The sequence below is a fragment of the Mobilicoccus caccae genome, assembly GCF_030161635.1.
In the GTDB taxonomy this organism is placed as follows: domain Bacteria; phylum Actinomycetota; class Actinomycetes; order Actinomycetales; family Dermatophilaceae; genus Mobilicoccus; species Mobilicoccus caccae.
This window is the reverse complement of record NZ_BSUO01000001.1, coordinates 2,029,547-2,045,474: the sequence shown is the minus strand read 5'-3', so window position 1 is coordinate 2,045,474 and position 15,928 is coordinate 2,029,547. Positions and strand designations below refer to the sequence as shown.

16 protein-coding genes and 1 pseudogene are annotated in these 15,928 nt (G+C 71.1%); 15 read left to right on the top strand and 2 right to left on the bottom strand.

Features of this window, described 5'->3' with window-relative positions; all coding sequences use genetic code 11:
• Positions 1–40: 40 nt before the first annotated feature.
• The 8 genes and pseudogenes from QQK49_RS09900 to QQK49_RS22755 all read left to right on the top strand — a co-directional run bounded on the left by QQK49_RS09900 (position 41) and on the right by QQK49_RS22755 (position 6,634).
• Positions 41–163, top strand: coding sequence for a hypothetical protein (locus QQK49_RS09900; protein ID WP_284303770.1), 123 nt, complete (start codon positions 41–43; stop codon positions 161–163).
• Positions 160–264, top strand: a pseudogene (locus tag QQK49_RS23250) (S4 domain-containing protein); the annotation flags it as partial. The gene QQK49_RS09900 and the pseudogene QQK49_RS23250, both read left to right, overlap by 4 nt.
• Before the next feature lie 164 nt (positions 265–428).
• A complete protein-coding gene (locus QQK49_RS09895) occupies positions 429–965 on the top strand; it encodes a TlyA family RNA methyltransferase (protein ID WP_431310528.1) in 537 nt (178 codons plus the stop codon).
• Positions 962–1,861 carry an NAD kinase gene (locus tag QQK49_RS09890; protein ID WP_284303768.1) on the top strand — a complete coding sequence of 300 codons (900 nt, stop codon included), beginning with the start codon at positions 962–964 and terminating at the stop codon, positions 1,859–1,861. The genes QQK49_RS09895 and QQK49_RS09890 overlap by 4 nt, the downstream gene beginning before the upstream one ends.
• A 137-nt stretch (positions 1,862–1,998) precedes the next feature.
• Entirely contained in the window at positions 1,999–2,403 is a 405-nt protein-coding gene (locus tag QQK49_RS09885; RefSeq protein WP_284303767.1) for a VOC family protein, read from the top strand.
• A 132-nt stretch (positions 2,404–2,535) separates the two neighbouring features.
• Complete coding sequence (gene recN, locus QQK49_RS09880) at positions 2,536–4,272, top strand: DNA repair protein RecN (RefSeq protein ID WP_284303766.1); 1,737 nt, start codon at positions 2,536–2,538, stop codon at positions 4,270–4,272.
• Between the two features lie 11 nt (positions 4,273–4,283).
• Positions 4,284–5,960 (top strand): CTP synthase, encoded by a 1,677-nt coding sequence (pyrG, locus tag QQK49_RS09875; protein WP_284303765.1) that lies wholly within the window; start codon positions 4,284–4,286, stop codon positions 5,958–5,960.
• A 272-nt stretch (positions 5,961–6,232) separates the two neighbouring features.
• Positions 6,233–6,634 (top strand): NUDIX domain-containing protein, encoded by a 402-nt coding sequence (locus QQK49_RS22755; protein ID WP_348536152.1) that lies wholly within the window; start codon positions 6,233–6,235, stop codon positions 6,632–6,634.
• A gap of 36 nt (positions 6,635–6,670) precedes the next feature.
• Here QQK49_RS22755 and QQK49_RS09865 read toward each other — a convergent pair whose 3' ends face one another.
• Together QQK49_RS09865 and QQK49_RS09860 are read right to left on the bottom strand one after the other, a co-directional pair.
• Entirely contained in the window at positions 6,671–7,540 is an 870-nt protein-coding gene (locus tag QQK49_RS09865; RefSeq protein ID WP_284303764.1) for an RCC1 domain-containing protein, read from the bottom strand.
• Between the two features lie 52 nt (positions 7,541–7,592).
• Positions 7,593–8,765: a MalY/PatB family protein gene (locus QQK49_RS09860; RefSeq protein WP_284303763.1), complete on the bottom strand. Its 1,173-nt coding sequence runs from the start codon at positions 8,763–8,765 to the stop codon at positions 7,593–7,595.
• 178 nt (positions 8,766–8,943) lie between these two features.
• Between QQK49_RS09860 and QQK49_RS09855 the strand changes: the two genes are divergently transcribed.
• From QQK49_RS09855 to QQK49_RS09825, 7 genes are all read left to right on the top strand, one after another.
• Positions 8,944–9,780 (top strand): hypothetical protein, encoded by an 837-nt coding sequence (locus tag QQK49_RS09855; protein WP_284303762.1) that lies wholly within the window; start codon positions 8,944–8,946, stop codon positions 9,778–9,780.
• Positions 9,777–10,292, top strand: a complete 516-nt coding sequence (locus QQK49_RS09850; protein WP_284303761.1) for a phage holin family protein — start codon at positions 9,777–9,779, stop codon at positions 10,290–10,292. The genes QQK49_RS09855 and QQK49_RS09850 overlap by 4 nt, the downstream gene beginning before the upstream one ends.
• Positions 10,289–11,044 (top strand): DUF3618 domain-containing protein, encoded by a 756-nt coding sequence (locus tag QQK49_RS09845; protein ID WP_284303760.1) that lies wholly within the window; start codon positions 10,289–10,291, stop codon positions 11,042–11,044. The genes QQK49_RS09850 and QQK49_RS09845 overlap by 4 nt, the downstream gene beginning before the upstream one ends.
• Positions 11,045–11,170: 126 nt before the next feature.
• Complete coding sequence (locus QQK49_RS09840) at positions 11,171–11,635, top strand: hypothetical protein (RefSeq protein ID WP_284303759.1); 465 nt, start codon at positions 11,171–11,173, stop codon at positions 11,633–11,635.
• 224 nt (positions 11,636–11,859) lie between these two features.
• Entirely contained in the window at positions 11,860–13,509 is a 1,650-nt protein-coding gene (locus tag QQK49_RS09835) for an SLC13 family permease (protein WP_284303758.1), read from the top strand.
• Positions 13,510–13,578: 69 nt separating this feature from the next.
• Entirely contained in the window at positions 13,579–14,295 is a 717-nt protein-coding gene (locus tag QQK49_RS09830; RefSeq protein ID WP_284305872.1) for a VOC family protein, read from the top strand.
• 93 nt (positions 14,296–14,388) lie between these two features.
• The gene (locus QQK49_RS09825; RefSeq protein ID WP_284303757.1) at positions 14,389–15,765 is read left to right on the top strand and encodes a DUF418 domain-containing protein; all 1,377 of its coding nucleotides are present in this window, start codon (positions 14,389–14,391) and stop codon (positions 15,763–15,765) included.
• Positions 15,766–15,928: the final 163 nt, after the last annotated feature.

The following is a 15,928-nucleotide window of genomic DNA, read 5'->3' as shown; positions in this document are numbered from 1 at the left end:
GGCTCGGCCCGGCCCGGCCGGTGGCCAGGACTCGCGCGACATGGAGGAGGCGCTCGCCCGCCTCGATGCCGTCGCACCCGAGGACCTGGACGCCGTGCTCGAGGCCGCGGAGCAGGTCCACGGCCGGTTGCGCGACCGCCTCGGGCGCGCGGGCGGCCGGTGAGCGGCGTCAGGCTCGACGTCCATCTCGTCGAGACGGGTCGGGCCAGGTCGAGAGGACAGGCCCGAGATCTCGTCGCCGGGGGACTGGTCACGGTCGACGGGCGGGTCGCGACGCGGCCCGCGGTTCAGGTGCGTCCGGGGTCCGTCGTGGAGGTGCGCACCGACGATGCGTCGCGGTGGGTGGGACGCGCCGCGATGAAACTCGTGGCCGCCACCGAGGCCTTTCCCGAATTCGCCGCCTCGGTGCGGGGGCGCGGTGTCTCGACGTGGGCGCCTCGACGGGTGGGTTCACCCAGGTGCTGCTCGAACTGGGCGCCGAGCACGTCGTCGCCCTCGACGTGGGCCACGACCAGTTGGCGCCGGCGGTGCGGCTCGATCCCCGCGTCGAGGAACGCTCGGGGGTGAGCATCCGCACGGTCGGGCCGGAGGATCTCGAGCCGGTCGACGTCGTCGTCGCCGACCTCAGCTTCATCTCGCTCACGCTGATCGCGGACACCCTGCGGTCGTTGTTGAAGCCCTCGGGACAGGCGGTCGTCCTCGTCAAACCACAGTTCGAGGTCGGGCGTCGGCGCCTCGGCAAGTCGGGCGTGGTGAGGTCCGCCGCGGACCGGCGAGATGCTGTGATCACCGTCACGGAGACGCTCCGCACCGCGGGGCTCGCGCCGTCGGGACTGCTCGCGAGCCCCACTCCGGGGACCACGGGCAACCACGAGTACCTACTCTGGACGTGCGGGAGCGCGGTCCTTCACACCGACGAGGTCCACGCCCGGGCCCGCGAGATGACCGATGAGGAGGCGGAGTGACGCGCCGTATCCTCCTGTTCGTCCGCCCCGGCCGTCCCGACCTGCAGGAGATCGTCCGCATCGTGGCCCGTCGGCTGCGGGATGCCGGTGTCCGGCCGGTGGTGCTGCCAGACGGACTCGCCTCCGGGATGACGGACGCCGACGCCGAACTCGCCGATCCCGACGAACCGGCGCGTGGATGCGAGCTCGTGTGCGTCCTCGGCGGCGACGGGACGATCCTGCGCGCGGCCGAGGCCGCTCGCGCCACCGACATCCCCCTGCTGGGCGTCAACTTCGGTCACGTCGGTTTTCTCGCCGAGGCCGAGCAGGAAGACCTCGCCGCCACGGTGGAGCGCATCGTGGCGGGCGACTACCACGTCGAGGAGCGCATGACCCTCGACGTGTCGGTGTACTCCGGTGAGAGCCGGATCGCCCGCAGTTGGGCGCTCAACGAGGTGACGGTCGAGAAGGCCGAACGCGAGCGCATGCTGGAGCTCACCCTCGAGGTCGACGGCCGACCGATCTCGACGTGGGGATGCGACGGCGTGATCGTCTCGACGCCGAGCGGGTCGACCGCGTACGCGTTCTCGGCCGGCGGGCCCGTCATGTGGCCGAACGTCGACGCCATGCTGCTCGTGCCCATCTCGGCGCACGCCCTGTTCGCCCGGCCCCTCGTGGTCGGACCCCGGACGCAGGTGGCCGTCGAGCTGGTGCCCGCGACGATGGGGCGCGCGGTGATGTGGTGCGACGGCGCGCGCCCGGTGGACCTGCCCGACGACGCCCGCATCGAGGTCTCGCACGGCCGGCGCCCGGTGCGCCTCGCGCGCCTGTCGGACTCGCTCTTCGCCGACCGGCTCGTGGAGAAGTTCGACCTGCCGGTCGAGGGCTGGCGCGGCCGACGACGACACGGCCACTGACCCCCTCACTCCTGATCTCTCACCACGGATCTCTCTCACCCTCCGGTCCGAGGCGGGTCTGAGGTGGTGTCGCCTCGCCGGGTGTGCGGGGCGTTTTCTCACTTGCGCCCTCACCTCTGCGCGGGTTCTCGTGGGGGATGACAAGTTTCGTCTCGCACACGTCCATCGACTGCGCGGACGCCTACACGCTCTCGGAGTTCTGGCGGTCGGTCCTCGGCTACGTCGACGACCCGGACGATCCCAACGAGCCGGGGCACGAGGAGTGCGCGATCCACGACCCCGACTCCGGGCACTGCGTCCTCTTCCTGCAGGTGCCGGAGGCGAAGAGCGTGAAGAACCGCATCCACCTCGACCTGCGACCGCGCGCCGGCACCCGGGACGAGGAGATCGCGCGCGTCCTCGCGCTCGGGGCCACCGAGGTCGCCGACCACCGCGGGATCTACGGCCCCGGCACAGGATGGGTCGTCCTGGCCGACCCCGAGGGGAACGAGTTCTGCATCCTGCGCTCTCCGGAGGAACTGGCCGCCGACCAGGAGCAGTGAGCACCCCGGCCGCCGGCCATCCCTCCCGTGGTCACCCCTCCCACCGTTCGGCCCGGGTGGGCCGGTGCCCCGTTTCCGCGTGTGGGGCCAGGGAGTCCGGCGGGTGTCGGTGGGGGTCCGTAGTCTGGCGGCATGCTGACTCGTCTGCGCCTTCGCCGGCTCGGCGTCATCGACGACGCCGTGCTCGACCTCGCGCCCGGGCTCAACGTCCTCACGGGTGAGACGGGTGCCGGAAAGACGATGGTGGTCTCCGGGCTGGGGTTGCTGTTGGGATCGCGCGCCGACGCCTCGCTGGTGCGGTCCGGCGCCAAGGACGCCGTCGTCGAGGGCGTGCTCGACCTGCCTGCGGGGCATCCGGCGCTGCTGCGGGCCGAGGACGCCGGCGCCGAGGACGAGGACGGCGAACTCGTGCTCCTGCGTACCGTGGCGGCCCAGGGCCGTTCACGCGCCCACGTGGGCGGACGCACGGCGCCCGTGGGGGTCCTGGGCGAGCTGGGGGAGATGCTCGTCGTCGTCCACGGTCAGGCCGACCAGTGGCGGCTGCGCAGCCCAGAGGAACACCGGGTCATGCTCGACGACTCCGATCCGGCCATCGCACCCCTGAAGACCGCCTATCGCGAGGCGTACGAGGCCTACACCTCCGCCCGCGACGACCTCGCCCGGCTCACCGAACTCGACGCCCGCCGCACGAGTGAGGCCGATGCGCTGCGGGCCGGTCTGGCCGATCTGGAGCGGCTCGACCCCCAACCGGGGGAGGACGCCGCGCTCGCCACCGAATCCGTGCGCCTCTCGCATGTCGACGGACTCCGGACCGCGGCCGGCACCGCCCAGATCGCGTTGGTGGGCGACGACGCGTACGCCGACGGCGGGGCGTCGGTCTCCGACCTTCTCGGGCAGGCACGGGCAGCCCTGTCCGGGGCGGGCGCCCACGACGAGGAGTTGGCCTCCTACGACACGCGCCTGGGCGAGATCGCCACGCTGGTCTCGGAGTGTTCCAGCGATCTCGGGACGTACCTGGCGGGTCTCGACGTCGATCCGGCGCGTCTGGCCGAGGTCGAGAACCGCCGCGCCGAGCTCACCCGGACCACCCGCGCCTACGGCGATTCGGTGGACGAGGCCCTCGCGTGGGGGCAGCGGGCAGCGGCCCGACTCGACGAGCTCGAGAACGCCCACGAGAGGGCCGCCGGACTGGCAGGACGCGTCGGGGAGCTGCTCGCCGACCTCCGCGCGGCTGCCGCCGCCCTGACGACGGCGCGCACCGCGGCGGCGGGCCGGTTGGCCGCGGCGGTCTCGGCCGAGCTGGCCCACCTCGCGATGGGCAAGGCCGTCATCGACGTCGTCGTCGAGCCTCGGACGAACGGCCCCGTCCCCGGAGACGACGACCACCCGCCGCTCGGCACCACCGGAGCCGACGACGTCGACATCCGGATGGCCTCGGGGCCGGGCCTGCCGCAGCGGACCGTGGCCAAAGCCGCCTCCGGTGGTGAGCTCTCGCGCGTCATGCTCGCGCTCGAGGTGGTCATCGCCGGCGCGGGCGGCTCCGCGGTGCCCACCTTCGTCTTCGACGAGGTCGACGCCGGGATCGGCGGCCGCGCCGCCATCGCCGTCGGAGCACGCCTGGCCGCCCTGGCCAAGCACGCGCAGGTCGTCGTCGTCACCCACCTCGCCCAGGTCGCCGCCCACGCCGACCGGCATCTCGTCGTCCGCAAGACCGACGACGGACACGTCACCGAGAGCGACGTCGCGGTCGTCGACGGCGACGAGAGAGTGCGCGAGATCGCCCGGATGATGGCCGGTGTCGACGACACGGAGGCCGCTCTGGGCCACGCCAGGGAGTTGTTGGAATCCGCCGGCCACCCGATGACGTAGAGTCAAAGCCCGTGGTGGCTACGAAACACATCTTCGTGACCGGAGGCGTCGCCTCGTCACTCGGCAAGGGGCTCACGGCCTCCAGCCTCGGATTCCTGCTCCGTTCGCGCGGCCTACGCGTGACGATGCAGAAGCTCGACCCCTATCTCAACGTCGACCCCGGCACGATGAACCCCTTCCAGCACGGCGAGGTGTTCGTCACCGACGACGGGGCCGAGACCGACCTCGACATCGGGCATTACGAGCGATTCCTCGACGTGCCGCTGTCGGCGCAGGCCAACGTCACGACCGGGCAGATCTACAGCAGGGTCATCGCCAAGGAACGCCGCGGCGAATATCTCGGCGACACGGTGCAGGTCATCCCGCACATCACCAACGAGATCAAGGAACGCATGCGCGAGCAGGCGGGCGGTGACGGTGAGGACGGGATCCCCGACATCATCATCACCGAGATCGGTGGCACCGTCGGTGACATCGAATCCCTCCCGTTCCTCGAGGCCGCGCGCCAGGTGCGACACGACCTCGGGCGCGACAACGTCTTCTTCCTCCACGTGTCGCTCGTGCCCTATCTCGCACCGAGCGGGGAACTGAAGACCAAGCCCACCCAGCACTCGGTGGCGGCGCTGCGACAGGTCGGCATCCAGCCCGACGCGATCGTGCTCCGGGCCGACCGTGAGATCCCCGAGGGGCTCAAGCGCAAGATCGCGCTGGCCTGCGACGTGGACGAGGACGGCACGATCTCCTGTACGGACGCCCCGAGCATCTACGACATCCCCAAGGTCATCCACGCCGAGGGGCTCGACGCCTACGTGGTGCGCCGGCTCGGGCTCTCGTTCCGCGACGTCGACTGGAGCGCGTGGGACCGGCTGCTGCAGCGGGTCCACGCCCCCGCGAACGAGGTCGAGATCGCCCTGGTCGGCAAGTACATCGACCTGCCCGACGCGTATCTGTCGGTGACCGAGGCGCTGCGCGCCGGTGGATTCGCCGAGGACGCCAAGGTGCGCATCCGGTGGGTCGCCTCCGACGAGTGCCGGACCTCCGAAGGCGCCGAGCGCGCCCTCGGCGGCGTCGACGGGGTGCTCGTGCCCGGCGGATTCGGCGTGCGCGGCATCGAGGGCAAGCTCGGGGCCCTGACCTGGGCGCGGACCAACCTCGTCCCCACCCTCGGCATCTGCCTGGGGTTGCAGTGCATGGTCATCGAGTTCGCCCGCAACGTCGCCGGGATCGACGGCGCGTCCTCCTCGGAGTTCGACCCCGACACCCCCGCACCCGTCATCGCGACGATGGCCGAGCAGAAGGCGTACGTCGACGGCGCCGGTGACCTCGGGGGCACCATGCGCCTCGGGTCCTACCCCGCGGCCCTCAAGGACGGATCGGTCGTCGCCGACCGGTACGGCAGCACCGAGATCACCGAGCGCCACCGGCATCGCTACGAGGTGAACAACGCCTACCGCGACCGCCTCGAGGCCGCCGGACTCTCGATCTGCGGAACCTCGCCCGACACGCGGCTCGTGGAGTTCGTGGAGCTCCCCGCCGAGGTGCATCCGTATTATGTGTCGACACAGGCGCACCCGGAGTTCCGCTCACGGCCACACCGTGCTCACCCGCTGTTCTCCGGCCTCGTCGCCGCAGCCCTGGACCGCCGGCAGACCGGGGAGGCTCAGGCGCACGACACCCATGGAGAGTGAATGAGTCTCGACGCACAGGTGGTCCGCGGGGTCGACCTCGCCGACGACCGTGAGGCCAAACCCGTACGCGGCACACGCACCGTGTACGAAGGCATGGTGTGGGACGTCCGCCGCGACACCGTCGACCTCGGCGCCGGCGGCGTCGTCGATCGCGAATTCATCGAACACCCCGGCGCCGTGGTCGTCGTCGCCCTCCGCCCCCGCGCGTGCGGCGACGGACACCACGAAGTGCTGCTCATCAAGCAGTACCGGCACCCGATCGGCACGACGGAGTGGGAGTTGCCCGCCGGGCTGCTCGACGTGGAGGGGAGCACCCGGCCACGGCGGCCGCGCGCGAACTCGCCGAAGAGGCGGACCTGCGGGCGGAGACGTGGCACACCCTGGTGGACTTCCACCCCTCAGCCGGTGCGATGTCGGAGGCCATCCGCGTCTTCGTCGCCCGTGACCTCTCCGAGGTGCCCGAGGACGAACGCCACCAGCGCGAAGGCGAGGAGGCCGACATGCCCTACGCCTGGGTCGACCTCGGTGAGGCGTTCGCGGCCGTCCTCGCGGGGCGCATCGGCAACGCCGGCGCCGTCGTCGGCATCATGGCGGCGTACGGCGCCAAGCAGGCCGGCTGGGTGACGCTGCGTCCGACCGACGCACCGTGGCCCGCGCATCCGAGGTTCCGCTGACCCGGGTCGGTCTGCGGACGGCGGCCTCCGGACGCATCAGGCGTCGTTGCCGTTCCCGAGCTGCCACCTCTCGACCGAACATCGGCCGTCGGCGTCGCGGCCCGCGGACAGCACGGTCCCGTCCGCCCGCAGGCCGAGGCTGTGTTCGGACCCCGCGGCCACGGCCACCACATCACGCCAGGACGACACGTCGCACTGTCCTCGGCTGTTGTCACCGGCGGCCCGAACCCGTCCTCGGGAGTCGACACCGAGGACGTGCCGGCTGCCCGCGTCGACGAGGACGATGTCCCGCCAGAGGGTGGCCTCGGCGAGGCCGAAGCGTGCCTCTCCGGTGGCCAGGACCTGCCCGTCGTCGGTGACGGCGATGGTGTGCAGGTAGCCCGCGGCGACGCCGCGGACCCGTCTCCAACCCGCCACGTCGCACTGCCCGCGGCTGTCGACTCCCGCCGCGACCACCGTGCCGTCGGCGCGTAGTCCGACCGAGTGCCAGTCCCCGGCCGCGACGGCGGTGATCTCCCGCCAGCGGCCGACCTCGCACGCTCCTTCACCGGTGCGCCCGGCCGCCTGCACGGTCCCGTCGACCACGGCTGCGAGCGTGCGACGCCAGCCTGCGGCGATCGTCGCGATTCCGCGCCAGCCTGCGACATCGCACTGACCGTCGCCGTTCCACCCGATCGCTGTCGCGGTCCCATCGGCCCGAAGGGCGACGGTGTGCGAACGTCCGGTGTTGGTCGCGGTGTGGACGTTCCCGGCGGCCACGGCGACGACGTCCCGCCACTCGCCCACGGAGCACTCCGGTGCGCCGGGTCGGCCCGCGGCGATCACCGTGCCGTCACGACGCACCCCCACCGAGTGTCGCCGCCCGGCGGCGATGATCGCGCCGGCCCGCGAGGAGGCCGCCTTCATCGACTCACCGTGCCCCGCAGGCGCGCGTCCAGGTGGGACATCGCGTCGGGGTTCAGGCCGCGTCCCGCACGACCCTCCCGATGCGCTCGACGATGTCGGTGAGGATCGGCAGCGGGGTCGCGAAGTTGATCCGCACGTAACCGCGGCCCGCGTCGCCCAGGGCCGGGCCGGGCGTCAGAAACAGGCCGGCCTCACTCCGCAGTACCGCCGAAGGGTCCTCACCCAAGGACGGCAGGTGCAGCAGCGCCAGGTAGGTGCCCTGCGGCTCCACATACCCCGCCTCCGGCAGATGCTCCGCCGTGAGCTCCGTCAACGCCTGACGGTTGCGGTCGAGGTAACCCAGCACAGTGTCCAGCCACGGCTCACCCTCGTCATAGGCCGCGATCCCCGCGGCCAGACCCGGGCGGGACGCCCCCTCCTCGACCATGACGCACCGCCGCTTCCACAGCGTCAGGTGATCGGGGTTGGTGAGGATCGCCTGGGCGCACTTGAGACCCGGGAGGTTGAACCCCTTCGACCCCGACGTGGCCGTGATCGTGTGGGCCGCGGTGCGCTCGTCCAGCGTCGCGTACGGCAGATGCGTGTTGCCGGGATAGACGATCGGCGCGTGGATCTCGTCGGAGAAGACCAGACCGTCCTTCGCCTCCACGACGTCGGCGACCTCGAGCATCTCCTCCCGGGTCAACACCTGACCCAGCGGATTGACCGGGTTGCACAGGACGAGGATGTGACCGCCGTCGTCGAACGCCGCAGCCAGCGCGTCCAGGTCGAAGCGCCACCGGTCGGCCTCACGCAGCATCGGCACCTGGATCACCTCGCGGTCGTGCAGGGCCGGGAGCGTGAGGAAGGGCATGTACGCAGGCGTGGGGAGGACGATCTTGCTGCCGGGACGGCTGAAGTGGTCGATCATCGCGCCGAGCACCGACAGGACGTCGGGGGTGGGGCGGACGGTCTCCGGGGAGACGGTCCAGCCGTACCGGCGATCGGCGAACTCGGTGAACGCGCGCGCGATCTCGGAGCGCTCGGCGAACGTGGTGTACCCGAACTGCCCCGACCGCACATAACGCAGGAGGGCCTCGGTGATGGGCTCGGCGATACCGAAGTCCATCTCCGCGATCCAGGCACCGATCGCATCGGGGTACCGGCTCCACTTGGAGCCGCCGCCGGCCCGCAGTTCGTCGACGGTGACGGCATCCATCCGGGTCGTGAACGAGGAGAGATCCATGCACTCATCCTCACCTACGACGGATCGTCGGCGGCCGTCGGCCACCGGTTCATGGTTTGAGACCGGGTGGGCCGGGTAACGGGGAGCCCGATGCGGCGCGCAGTGCGTGCCGCGGATGCGCTCCAGAATCGGGGCGCCGCAGCCAGCAGAGGCAACCACCACCACGAGAGGGGATGCCATGTCGAACCAGCAGTTCGATGCGACGACCGCGGGGACTCAGAACCCCACCAAGGACGTCGCCACCGACGAGGCCAAGAAGGTCGCGGAAGCGGCGCAGCACGGTGGTCAGAACGTCGCCGACACCGCCAGGACCGAGGCTTCGCACCTCGCCGACGAGGCCAAGGGCCAGGCGCAGGACCTGTTCCACCAGGTGCGCACCGAGGCGGCCTCGCAGGTCTCCGCACAGCAGCAGCGCCTGGCAGGCGGACTGCGCTCCCTGTCCGACGAGCTCGACAAGATGGCGAACGGAGCCGACTCCGGCACGGCATCGGGTCTGGTGTCCCAGGCGGCCGGTCAGGTCGACCAGGTCGCAGGCTGGCTCGACGGCCGCGACCCCGGTGACCTGCTCCAGGAGGTCCGCCGCTACGCCCGCCGCAACCCGGGCACGTTCCTCGCCGGCGCCGCCCTCCTCGGACTCATCGGCGGCCGTCTCACCCGCGGCCTGCAGTCCGACGCCCGGCGCGGACAGTCGGGCGGCTACGACCGCACCGATCGCGGCTACCGTCCGGGCCCCGGCACGGCCTACGCCCAGCAGGACTACGCGCCGCAGGACCACGGTCAGCAGGGCTACCCGCAGCAGGGCTACACCCAGCAGGGTTACGTCGAGCGTGGTCACGCGACCGGCGCCCCGGCGACCGCCGCCTACGGCGGGGTGACGTCCCCGGACACCGGCCTGTTCGACCAGGAGGCCCACCCGGTGCCGCGCGCCGAGGAGAACCTCCAGGGCCGCCCCGGCGATCCCCGGACGGCCGAGGGCCGCGACCGGCAGTGGCCGGAAGGTGACATCCCGCGATGAGTCGATTCGACGACACGCACGGCGCCACGGCAGCAGGTGAGGGCGCGGACCACCGCGTCCCCCCGACGAACCACGACGTCCGTCCGGCTGAGCCCCTCCCGGGCTCTCACGCCACCTACGACAAGGGTGAACTCTCCTCGGTGAGTGGACTCCTCGGCGACATCGCCGAGGACATCTCCACGCTGTTCCGCCAGGAGACCGCCCTCGCCAAGCTCGAGGTGCAGGACTCGGCCAAGAAGGCGGGCAAGGGTGTCGGGATGCTCGGAGGTGCGGGCGTCGCCGCCCACTTCGTGCTCCTGTTCCTGTCCGTCGCGCTGTGGTGGGGCCTGGGCTCGGCGATGGACAACCTCACCCTCTCGGCCGTGATCGTGGCCGTCATCTGGGCCATCGTCGCCGCCGTCTTGGCCGTCATGGGCCGCAAAGAACTCCAGAACGTCAACGGAGCGCCGTACACCGTGGACACCGCCAAGCGGGTCCCGGACGCGCTGAAGGGAAATGAGCACCGGTCATGAGCTACGACAACGACTTCAGCACCCCCGACACCTCGCGCGACCCTCGGACGCCCAACGACCCCGAGGAACTGCGCCGCGAGATCGCGCGCACCCGCGGCAACCTCAGCCAGAACGTCAACGCCCTCGGTGAGGCCGTCGCTCCCGGCAACGTCGCACGCCGGCAGGCCGAGAAGGTCCAGGACCGCGTCAAGGGTGCGGGTCGCGGGATCCGCGAGCGGATCATGGGCTCCGACGACGACGAGTACTACCGTGACGGCGACGCCTACTACGCCCGCAGTGGGTACGGCGACGACCGTGGTGTCGGTGACCGCTTCTCGGACGCCGCCTCCGACGCCGGGGACCGCGTTCGTGACGCGGCCGATTCGGCCCGTTCGGGTCTGCAGCAGGCGCCGGCCATGGCCCGCCGTCAGACGCAGGGCAACCCGCTGGCCGCCGGTCTGATCGCGCTCGGCGCGGGCTGGCTGCTCGGCTCGCTCCTTCCGGCCACGGACCGCGAGCGGGAGCTCGCTCTCCGCGCCAAGGAGACGGCCCAGGAGAAGGGTGGGCCGCTGGTGGAGGAGGCCAAGTCGGTGGCGCAGGACGCCGCGGACCACCTCAAGGAGCCCCTGCAGGAGGCCGGCGACTCCCTGAAGACCAGCGCTCAGGAGAGCGTCGACAAGGTCAAGGGAGAGGGTCAGGGCGCTGCCCAGGACGTCAAGACCCAGGCGCAGGACTCCAAGGACCACGTGCAGGAGACCCGCAAGAACTCCTGATCGACCACGCGCGTCCGATCGACGCATGATGCCCGGGGCAGGGCGGCCGGTGGCCGCGCCTGCCCCGTGGCGTGTCCGGAACCCGAACCCGGTGAACACAGAGGTGGGAGAACCATGACGGGCGAGGTGGAGAAGGCCGACCCGGGCCAGGGTGCGAGCGTGCCACGTTCGGACACGCACTGGTTGCTGCCGATCGACCCGGCCGCCCATGCGCGTCATCAGCCGGCGGACTGGGCCACGCGACCCGATGCGACCGCGGTCTGGGCGGCCGTCGGCCGGTCCCAGGCGGTGACGCGCTGGTGCCTGCGCACCGGATTCCGGACGATGCGGGCGGGCGATCTCATCTGGGCCTACCTGTCGCGCCGCCAGGAGCTGTGCGCGGTCGGCCGCGTCGACGCGGTCGTGAGCGAAGCCGGCGCCTGGTTCGTCGAGGTCGCATGGGATGCGGAGCGCACGACGGCCTTGTGCCGGAACCCCTTGCCGCGTAGCGTGTTCCACCAGGTGCCGATGTCGACCTGCCGCGCCGGTGATCGTGCGGCCCCGGTTCTCTCACGGCATCACGCCGAACTGGCAAGCCCCTGCTCGAGGTGACCGCGCTTGTCCGGCGTGACCAGGGCGACCGTGACGCGGCGCGGGGGCAGGAAGAACTGCACCAGCGGTCGGGTCGGGTACCGACGGCTCACCCGAGCGGATCGTCGTGACCTGTGAGCGGTCCCGCCGTACGAGACCCCGCACCCGGATCTTCCCGCTTCACCCAGATCGCACTGTTTTGTGAGTAGCTTGAGCGCGACGAGTACTCGACGGGGAGGACAGCGATGTCGCACCAGCACACGCCCGGGGATCACCTGCACGGGCTCGAGGCCGATCCCCACCGCGGGGAAGAGGTCGAATTCAAGTCGCCGGGCGAACGCGCCGAACCCGAGAGCCCCGCGACTCAACGATTTCGGCTCGGGGGCATGCTCGGCGGGCTCCTCGCGGCCGGGTTGATCTACCTGATCCTCCCCGACGACCTGCCGCCCGACGGCAAACTCACCGCCGCGACGGCCGTCCTCATGGGCATCTGGTGGATGACCGAGGCCCTGCCCATCCCCGCCACGGCGTTGTTGCCGCTCATCATCTTCCCGGTGTTCGCCACCGACGTGAAGGTGGACGACGTCGGTGCCTCCTACGGCAACAACATCATCTTCCTGTTCATGGGTGGATTCCTGCTCGCGCTGGCGATGCAGCGGTGGAACCTGCACCGGAGGATCGCGCTCGTCGTCGTGCGGATGATGGGCACGTCACCGGCGATGATCATCGCCGGGTTCATGGTCGCCACCGGGTTCATCTCGATGTGGGTCTCCAACACCGCGACGGCCGTGATGATGCTGCCCATCGGGGTGTCGGTGCTCCTCCTGGTCGCCCGCATGGGCGTCGACGCCCCGGGTGAGGAAGGCGCGCTCGTCCGCCCCGAGAACGATCCCGAGGGCGGGGAAGGGGCGGAAACGCTGGACGAGGCGGTCATCCGCACCAACTTCGGCACCGCGCTCATGCTCGGAATCGCCTACGCAGCCTCGCTCGGCTCGCTGGGCACCATCATCGGCACGCCGCCGAACACCCTGCTCGCGGGGTACATGTCGGACACCTTCGGGGTGACCATCGGGTTCGGTCAGTGGATGCTCGTCGGGGTGCCCCTGTCGCTGGTGTTCCTCGTGCTCTGCTGGTTCCTGCTGACCAAGGTGCTCTTCCGGCCGGAGATCTCCGAGCTCCCCGGCGGCCGGGCGTTGTTGGACGACGAGATCTCCAAGCTGGGACCGACGTCCTCGGGTGAGAAGCGCGTGCTGGTCATGTTCATCCTGGCGGCCATGAGCTGGGTGTTCATCCCCCTCGTCTCGGAGTACGGGCTCGGTCTGAACAGCCCGTTCCTCTCCGACGCCGGGATCGCGATGGTCGTGGGCGTACTCCTGTTCCTCCTGCCGAGCGGGGCGGCGCGCGGGGTGCGGCTTCTCGACTGGGACAGCGCCGTCAATCTGCCCTGGGGCGTGCTGCTGCTCTTCGGCGGCGGCCTGGCACTGTCGGCGCAGTTCGGCTCCTCGGGGCTGACGAAGTGGATCGGTGAGCAGGTGACCGCACTCGGGGCCATCCCGGTCGTCGTGCTCGTCCTCATCGTGGCCACGGGCACCCTGTTCCTCACGGAGCTCACGAGCAACACCGCCACGGCGGCCACCTTCCTGCCCGTGGCCGGTGGCATCGCCATGGGCCTCGGCATCGACCCCCTGCTGCTCGCCGTCCCGGTGGCGCTCAGCGCGACCTGCGCGTTCATGCTCCCGGTCGCGACCCCGCCGAACGCCATCGCCTTCGGCTCGGGATACGTGACGATCGGACAGATGGTCAAGGGCGGTTTCCTGCTCAACCTCGCGGGGATGCTGCTCGTCACCGCCACCACGATGACGCTGCTGGTGTGGGTCTTCGGGTTGACGGTGTAGCGCCCCCTGAACGTCCCCGACCAGGGGGTCGCCGTCGCGGCGCGAACGCGCGAGGAGACAATCGTGCGTATGCGGCTGGAGAACATCGTCATCGACGCACGCGACCCCCAGAGCCTCGGCGCGTTCTGGCGGCAGGCACTGAAGGCCGAGACGCTGACGTGGGAGCCGGACCTCGTCGAGCTTCGTCTGAGCATCCCCGGCGGGCCGTGGTTCGACGTCTGCCTGCCCCGGGTCGAGGGGGTCGTCAACGACTCCCCGCGGATCCACCTCGACCTCTCCGGTGGCGCCGACCAGGCGCGGATCGTCGAGGAACTCATGGCCCTGGGGGCGGTCCCGCTCGACATCGGGCAGGGCGAGGTGCCGTGGGTCGTCCTCGCTGATCCCGAAGGAAACCCGTTCTGCGTCATGGAGTTCCGCCCCGAATACGCCGACGCCGGGCCGATCGCGGGCATCCCGGTCGACTCCGCCGATCCCGAGCGGGATGCCGAGTTCTGGCAGGCGTTGATCGGCTGGGAGCCCTGCGAGGGCGTCGTGCCCTCACTGCGTCACCCCAGTGGCCGCGGCCCGCTGCTGGAGTTCTGCCCCGGGCTCACCCCCAAGAGCGGCAAGAACCACCTCCACCTCGACGTCCGGCCGCCCGCCGGAGCGACGATGGGGGAGTCCGTCGCCCGGGCCCTCGCATTCGGGGCCTGGGAGGTCGACCACGAGTGGGATGTGCCGTGGACGATCCTGGCCGACCCCTCGGGCAACGAGTTCTGCATCCTGCAGCCGGGCGAGCAGGGCTGACCGTCCACTCCTCCTCGCGTCGTCGCGAGTCCTCCCCGTGAGGGCCCCCGCGCGGTAGCGTCGTTCGTACGACGACAGCTCGGGGGAGACGACGTGTCCGCAGCCATGCCCGACGGGGCGAAGCCCCACACCACACCTCAGAGAACGCCCCAGAAAGCGCCGAACGCACGGGCGCAGTCGTCGGCGCCACCCGCCCGCTCACTGGCGCCGGACATCGCCCGCGGCGCCATGCTGCTGCTGATCGCGTTGGCCAACGTCTCCTGGTTCCTGTGGGGGCATCCGGGCACCGGCGCCCTGCCCCACCCCGCGACGACCGACCCCCTCGACGCCGTTCTGCAGTTCGTCATGATGGTCACCGTCGATGCGCGGGCGTTGCCCATGTTCGCGTTCCTCTTCGGCTACGGCATGGTGCAGTTCACCCGCTCCCGCCTCGAACGCGGCATCGAGGAGAAGACGGTCCGCCGCTTCCTCCTGCGCCGCCACCTGGCCATGATCCTCATCGGATTCCTGCACGCCGCACTGCTGTTCATGGGCGACATCGTCGGCGCCTACGGCCTCGCGGGGCTGCTGCTGGTCTGGGTGTTCTTCGGGCGGCGCGACGTGACGCTCGCCGTGTGGATCGGGGTGTTCCTGACACTGCTCGCGGCGATGGCCGCGCTGTCGATCGTCGGCGGGTTCCTCACGAACGCCTCCTCACCGGAGGTGTTGGAGGAGATGAGCCGCCAGAACGAGGGTGTGGGGGCCGCCGCCATGCGCGACGCCGCGGCCGGAGACGTCGGGTACCTCGAGTCCATGCCGGCCAGGGTGCGAACCTGGGTGCTGGTCGGCATCCAGGGCGTCATCATGGTCATCCCCGTCTGCGTGCTCACGGGGTGGCTCGCCGCCCGGCACCGCCTCCTGGACGAGCCGTGGAACCACCTGCGACGACTGCGCATCCTCGCCGTCGTCGGCATCGCCGTCGGGTGGCTCGGCGGCGTCCCCGGCGCGATGTTCCACGCAGGTCTGCTCCCGCTGCACGAGAGCCTGTTCTGGACCTTCCTCGGCCTGTCCTTCGTCACCGGCCTGGGTGGGGGCATCGGGTATGCGTCCTTGTTCGGCCTCGTCGCGGCGCGGTTCGAACGACCTACCGCCGGTGCGGGCTCCGGCTCCGGCGGAGGAGGGGATGGGCGTGTCGGGGCGACCGAGAACCCGCGGACGTCCTCGACCGGTATCCCGAGGTTCTGGCAGCTGACCGCGAGTGTCGGCCGACGCTCGTTGACGTTCTACCTGTGGCAGTCGGTGATCTTCGCGCCGCTGCTGTCCGGGTGGGGACTCGGCCTGGGCTCCCGGATCGGCACGGCGGGCGCCCTCGGCATCGCGGTTCTCGTGTGGGCGTCCTGCCTGCCGCTCGCGGCCTGGATGGATTCCCGCGGCTCCCGCGGACCCGCCGAGGCGGTCCTGCGGCGGCTCACCTACGGCTCGCGCGGCTGACGGACCGGCGCCACCCTCCCCACAATCCCACCGACGACGCCCCCCGGTGAAAGCCGTTGGAGGCCACCGAACGGTGTCCGTACCATGGGCTGCGGGCCCGCGACCTGCGGCTCACACCCGTCGGCCTCCCGCACCGTCTATGCGGGGGCGAGAAAGGAATACC

Coding starts and splice junctions, on each gene's coding strand:
- QQK49_RS09900 (WP_284303770.1), top strand. CDS start 41: ATGGAGGAGGCGCTCGCCCGCCTCGATGCCGTCGCACCCGAGGACCTG.
- QQK49_RS09885 (WP_284303767.1), top strand. CDS start 1,999: ATGACAAGTTTCGTCTCGCACACGTCCATCGACTGCGCGGACGCCTAC.
- recN (WP_284303766.1), top strand. CDS start 2,536: ATGCTGACTCGTCTGCGCCTTCGCCGGCTCGGCGTCATCGACGACGCC.
- QQK49_RS09865 (WP_284303764.1), bottom strand. CDS start 7,540: ATGAAGGCGGCCTCCTCGCGGGCCGGCGCGATCATCGCCGCCGGGCGG.
- QQK49_RS09860 (WP_284303763.1), bottom strand. CDS start 8,765: ATGGATCTCTCCTCGTTCACGACCCGGATGGATGCCGTCACCGTCGAC.
- QQK49_RS09855 (WP_284303762.1), top strand. CDS start 8,944: ATGTCGAACCAGCAGTTCGATGCGACGACCGCGGGGACTCAGAACCCC.
- QQK49_RS09850 (WP_284303761.1), top strand. CDS start 9,777: ATGAGTCGATTCGACGACACGCACGGCGCCACGGCAGCAGGTGAGGGC.
- QQK49_RS09845 (WP_284303760.1), top strand. CDS start 10,289: ATGAGCTACGACAACGACTTCAGCACCCCCGACACCTCGCGCGACCCT.
- QQK49_RS09835 (WP_284303758.1), top strand. CDS start 11,860: ATGTCGCACCAGCACACGCCCGGGGATCACCTGCACGGGCTCGAGGCC.
- QQK49_RS09830 (WP_284305872.1), top strand. CDS start 13,579: ATGCGGCTGGAGAACATCGTCATCGACGCACGCGACCCCCAGAGCCTC.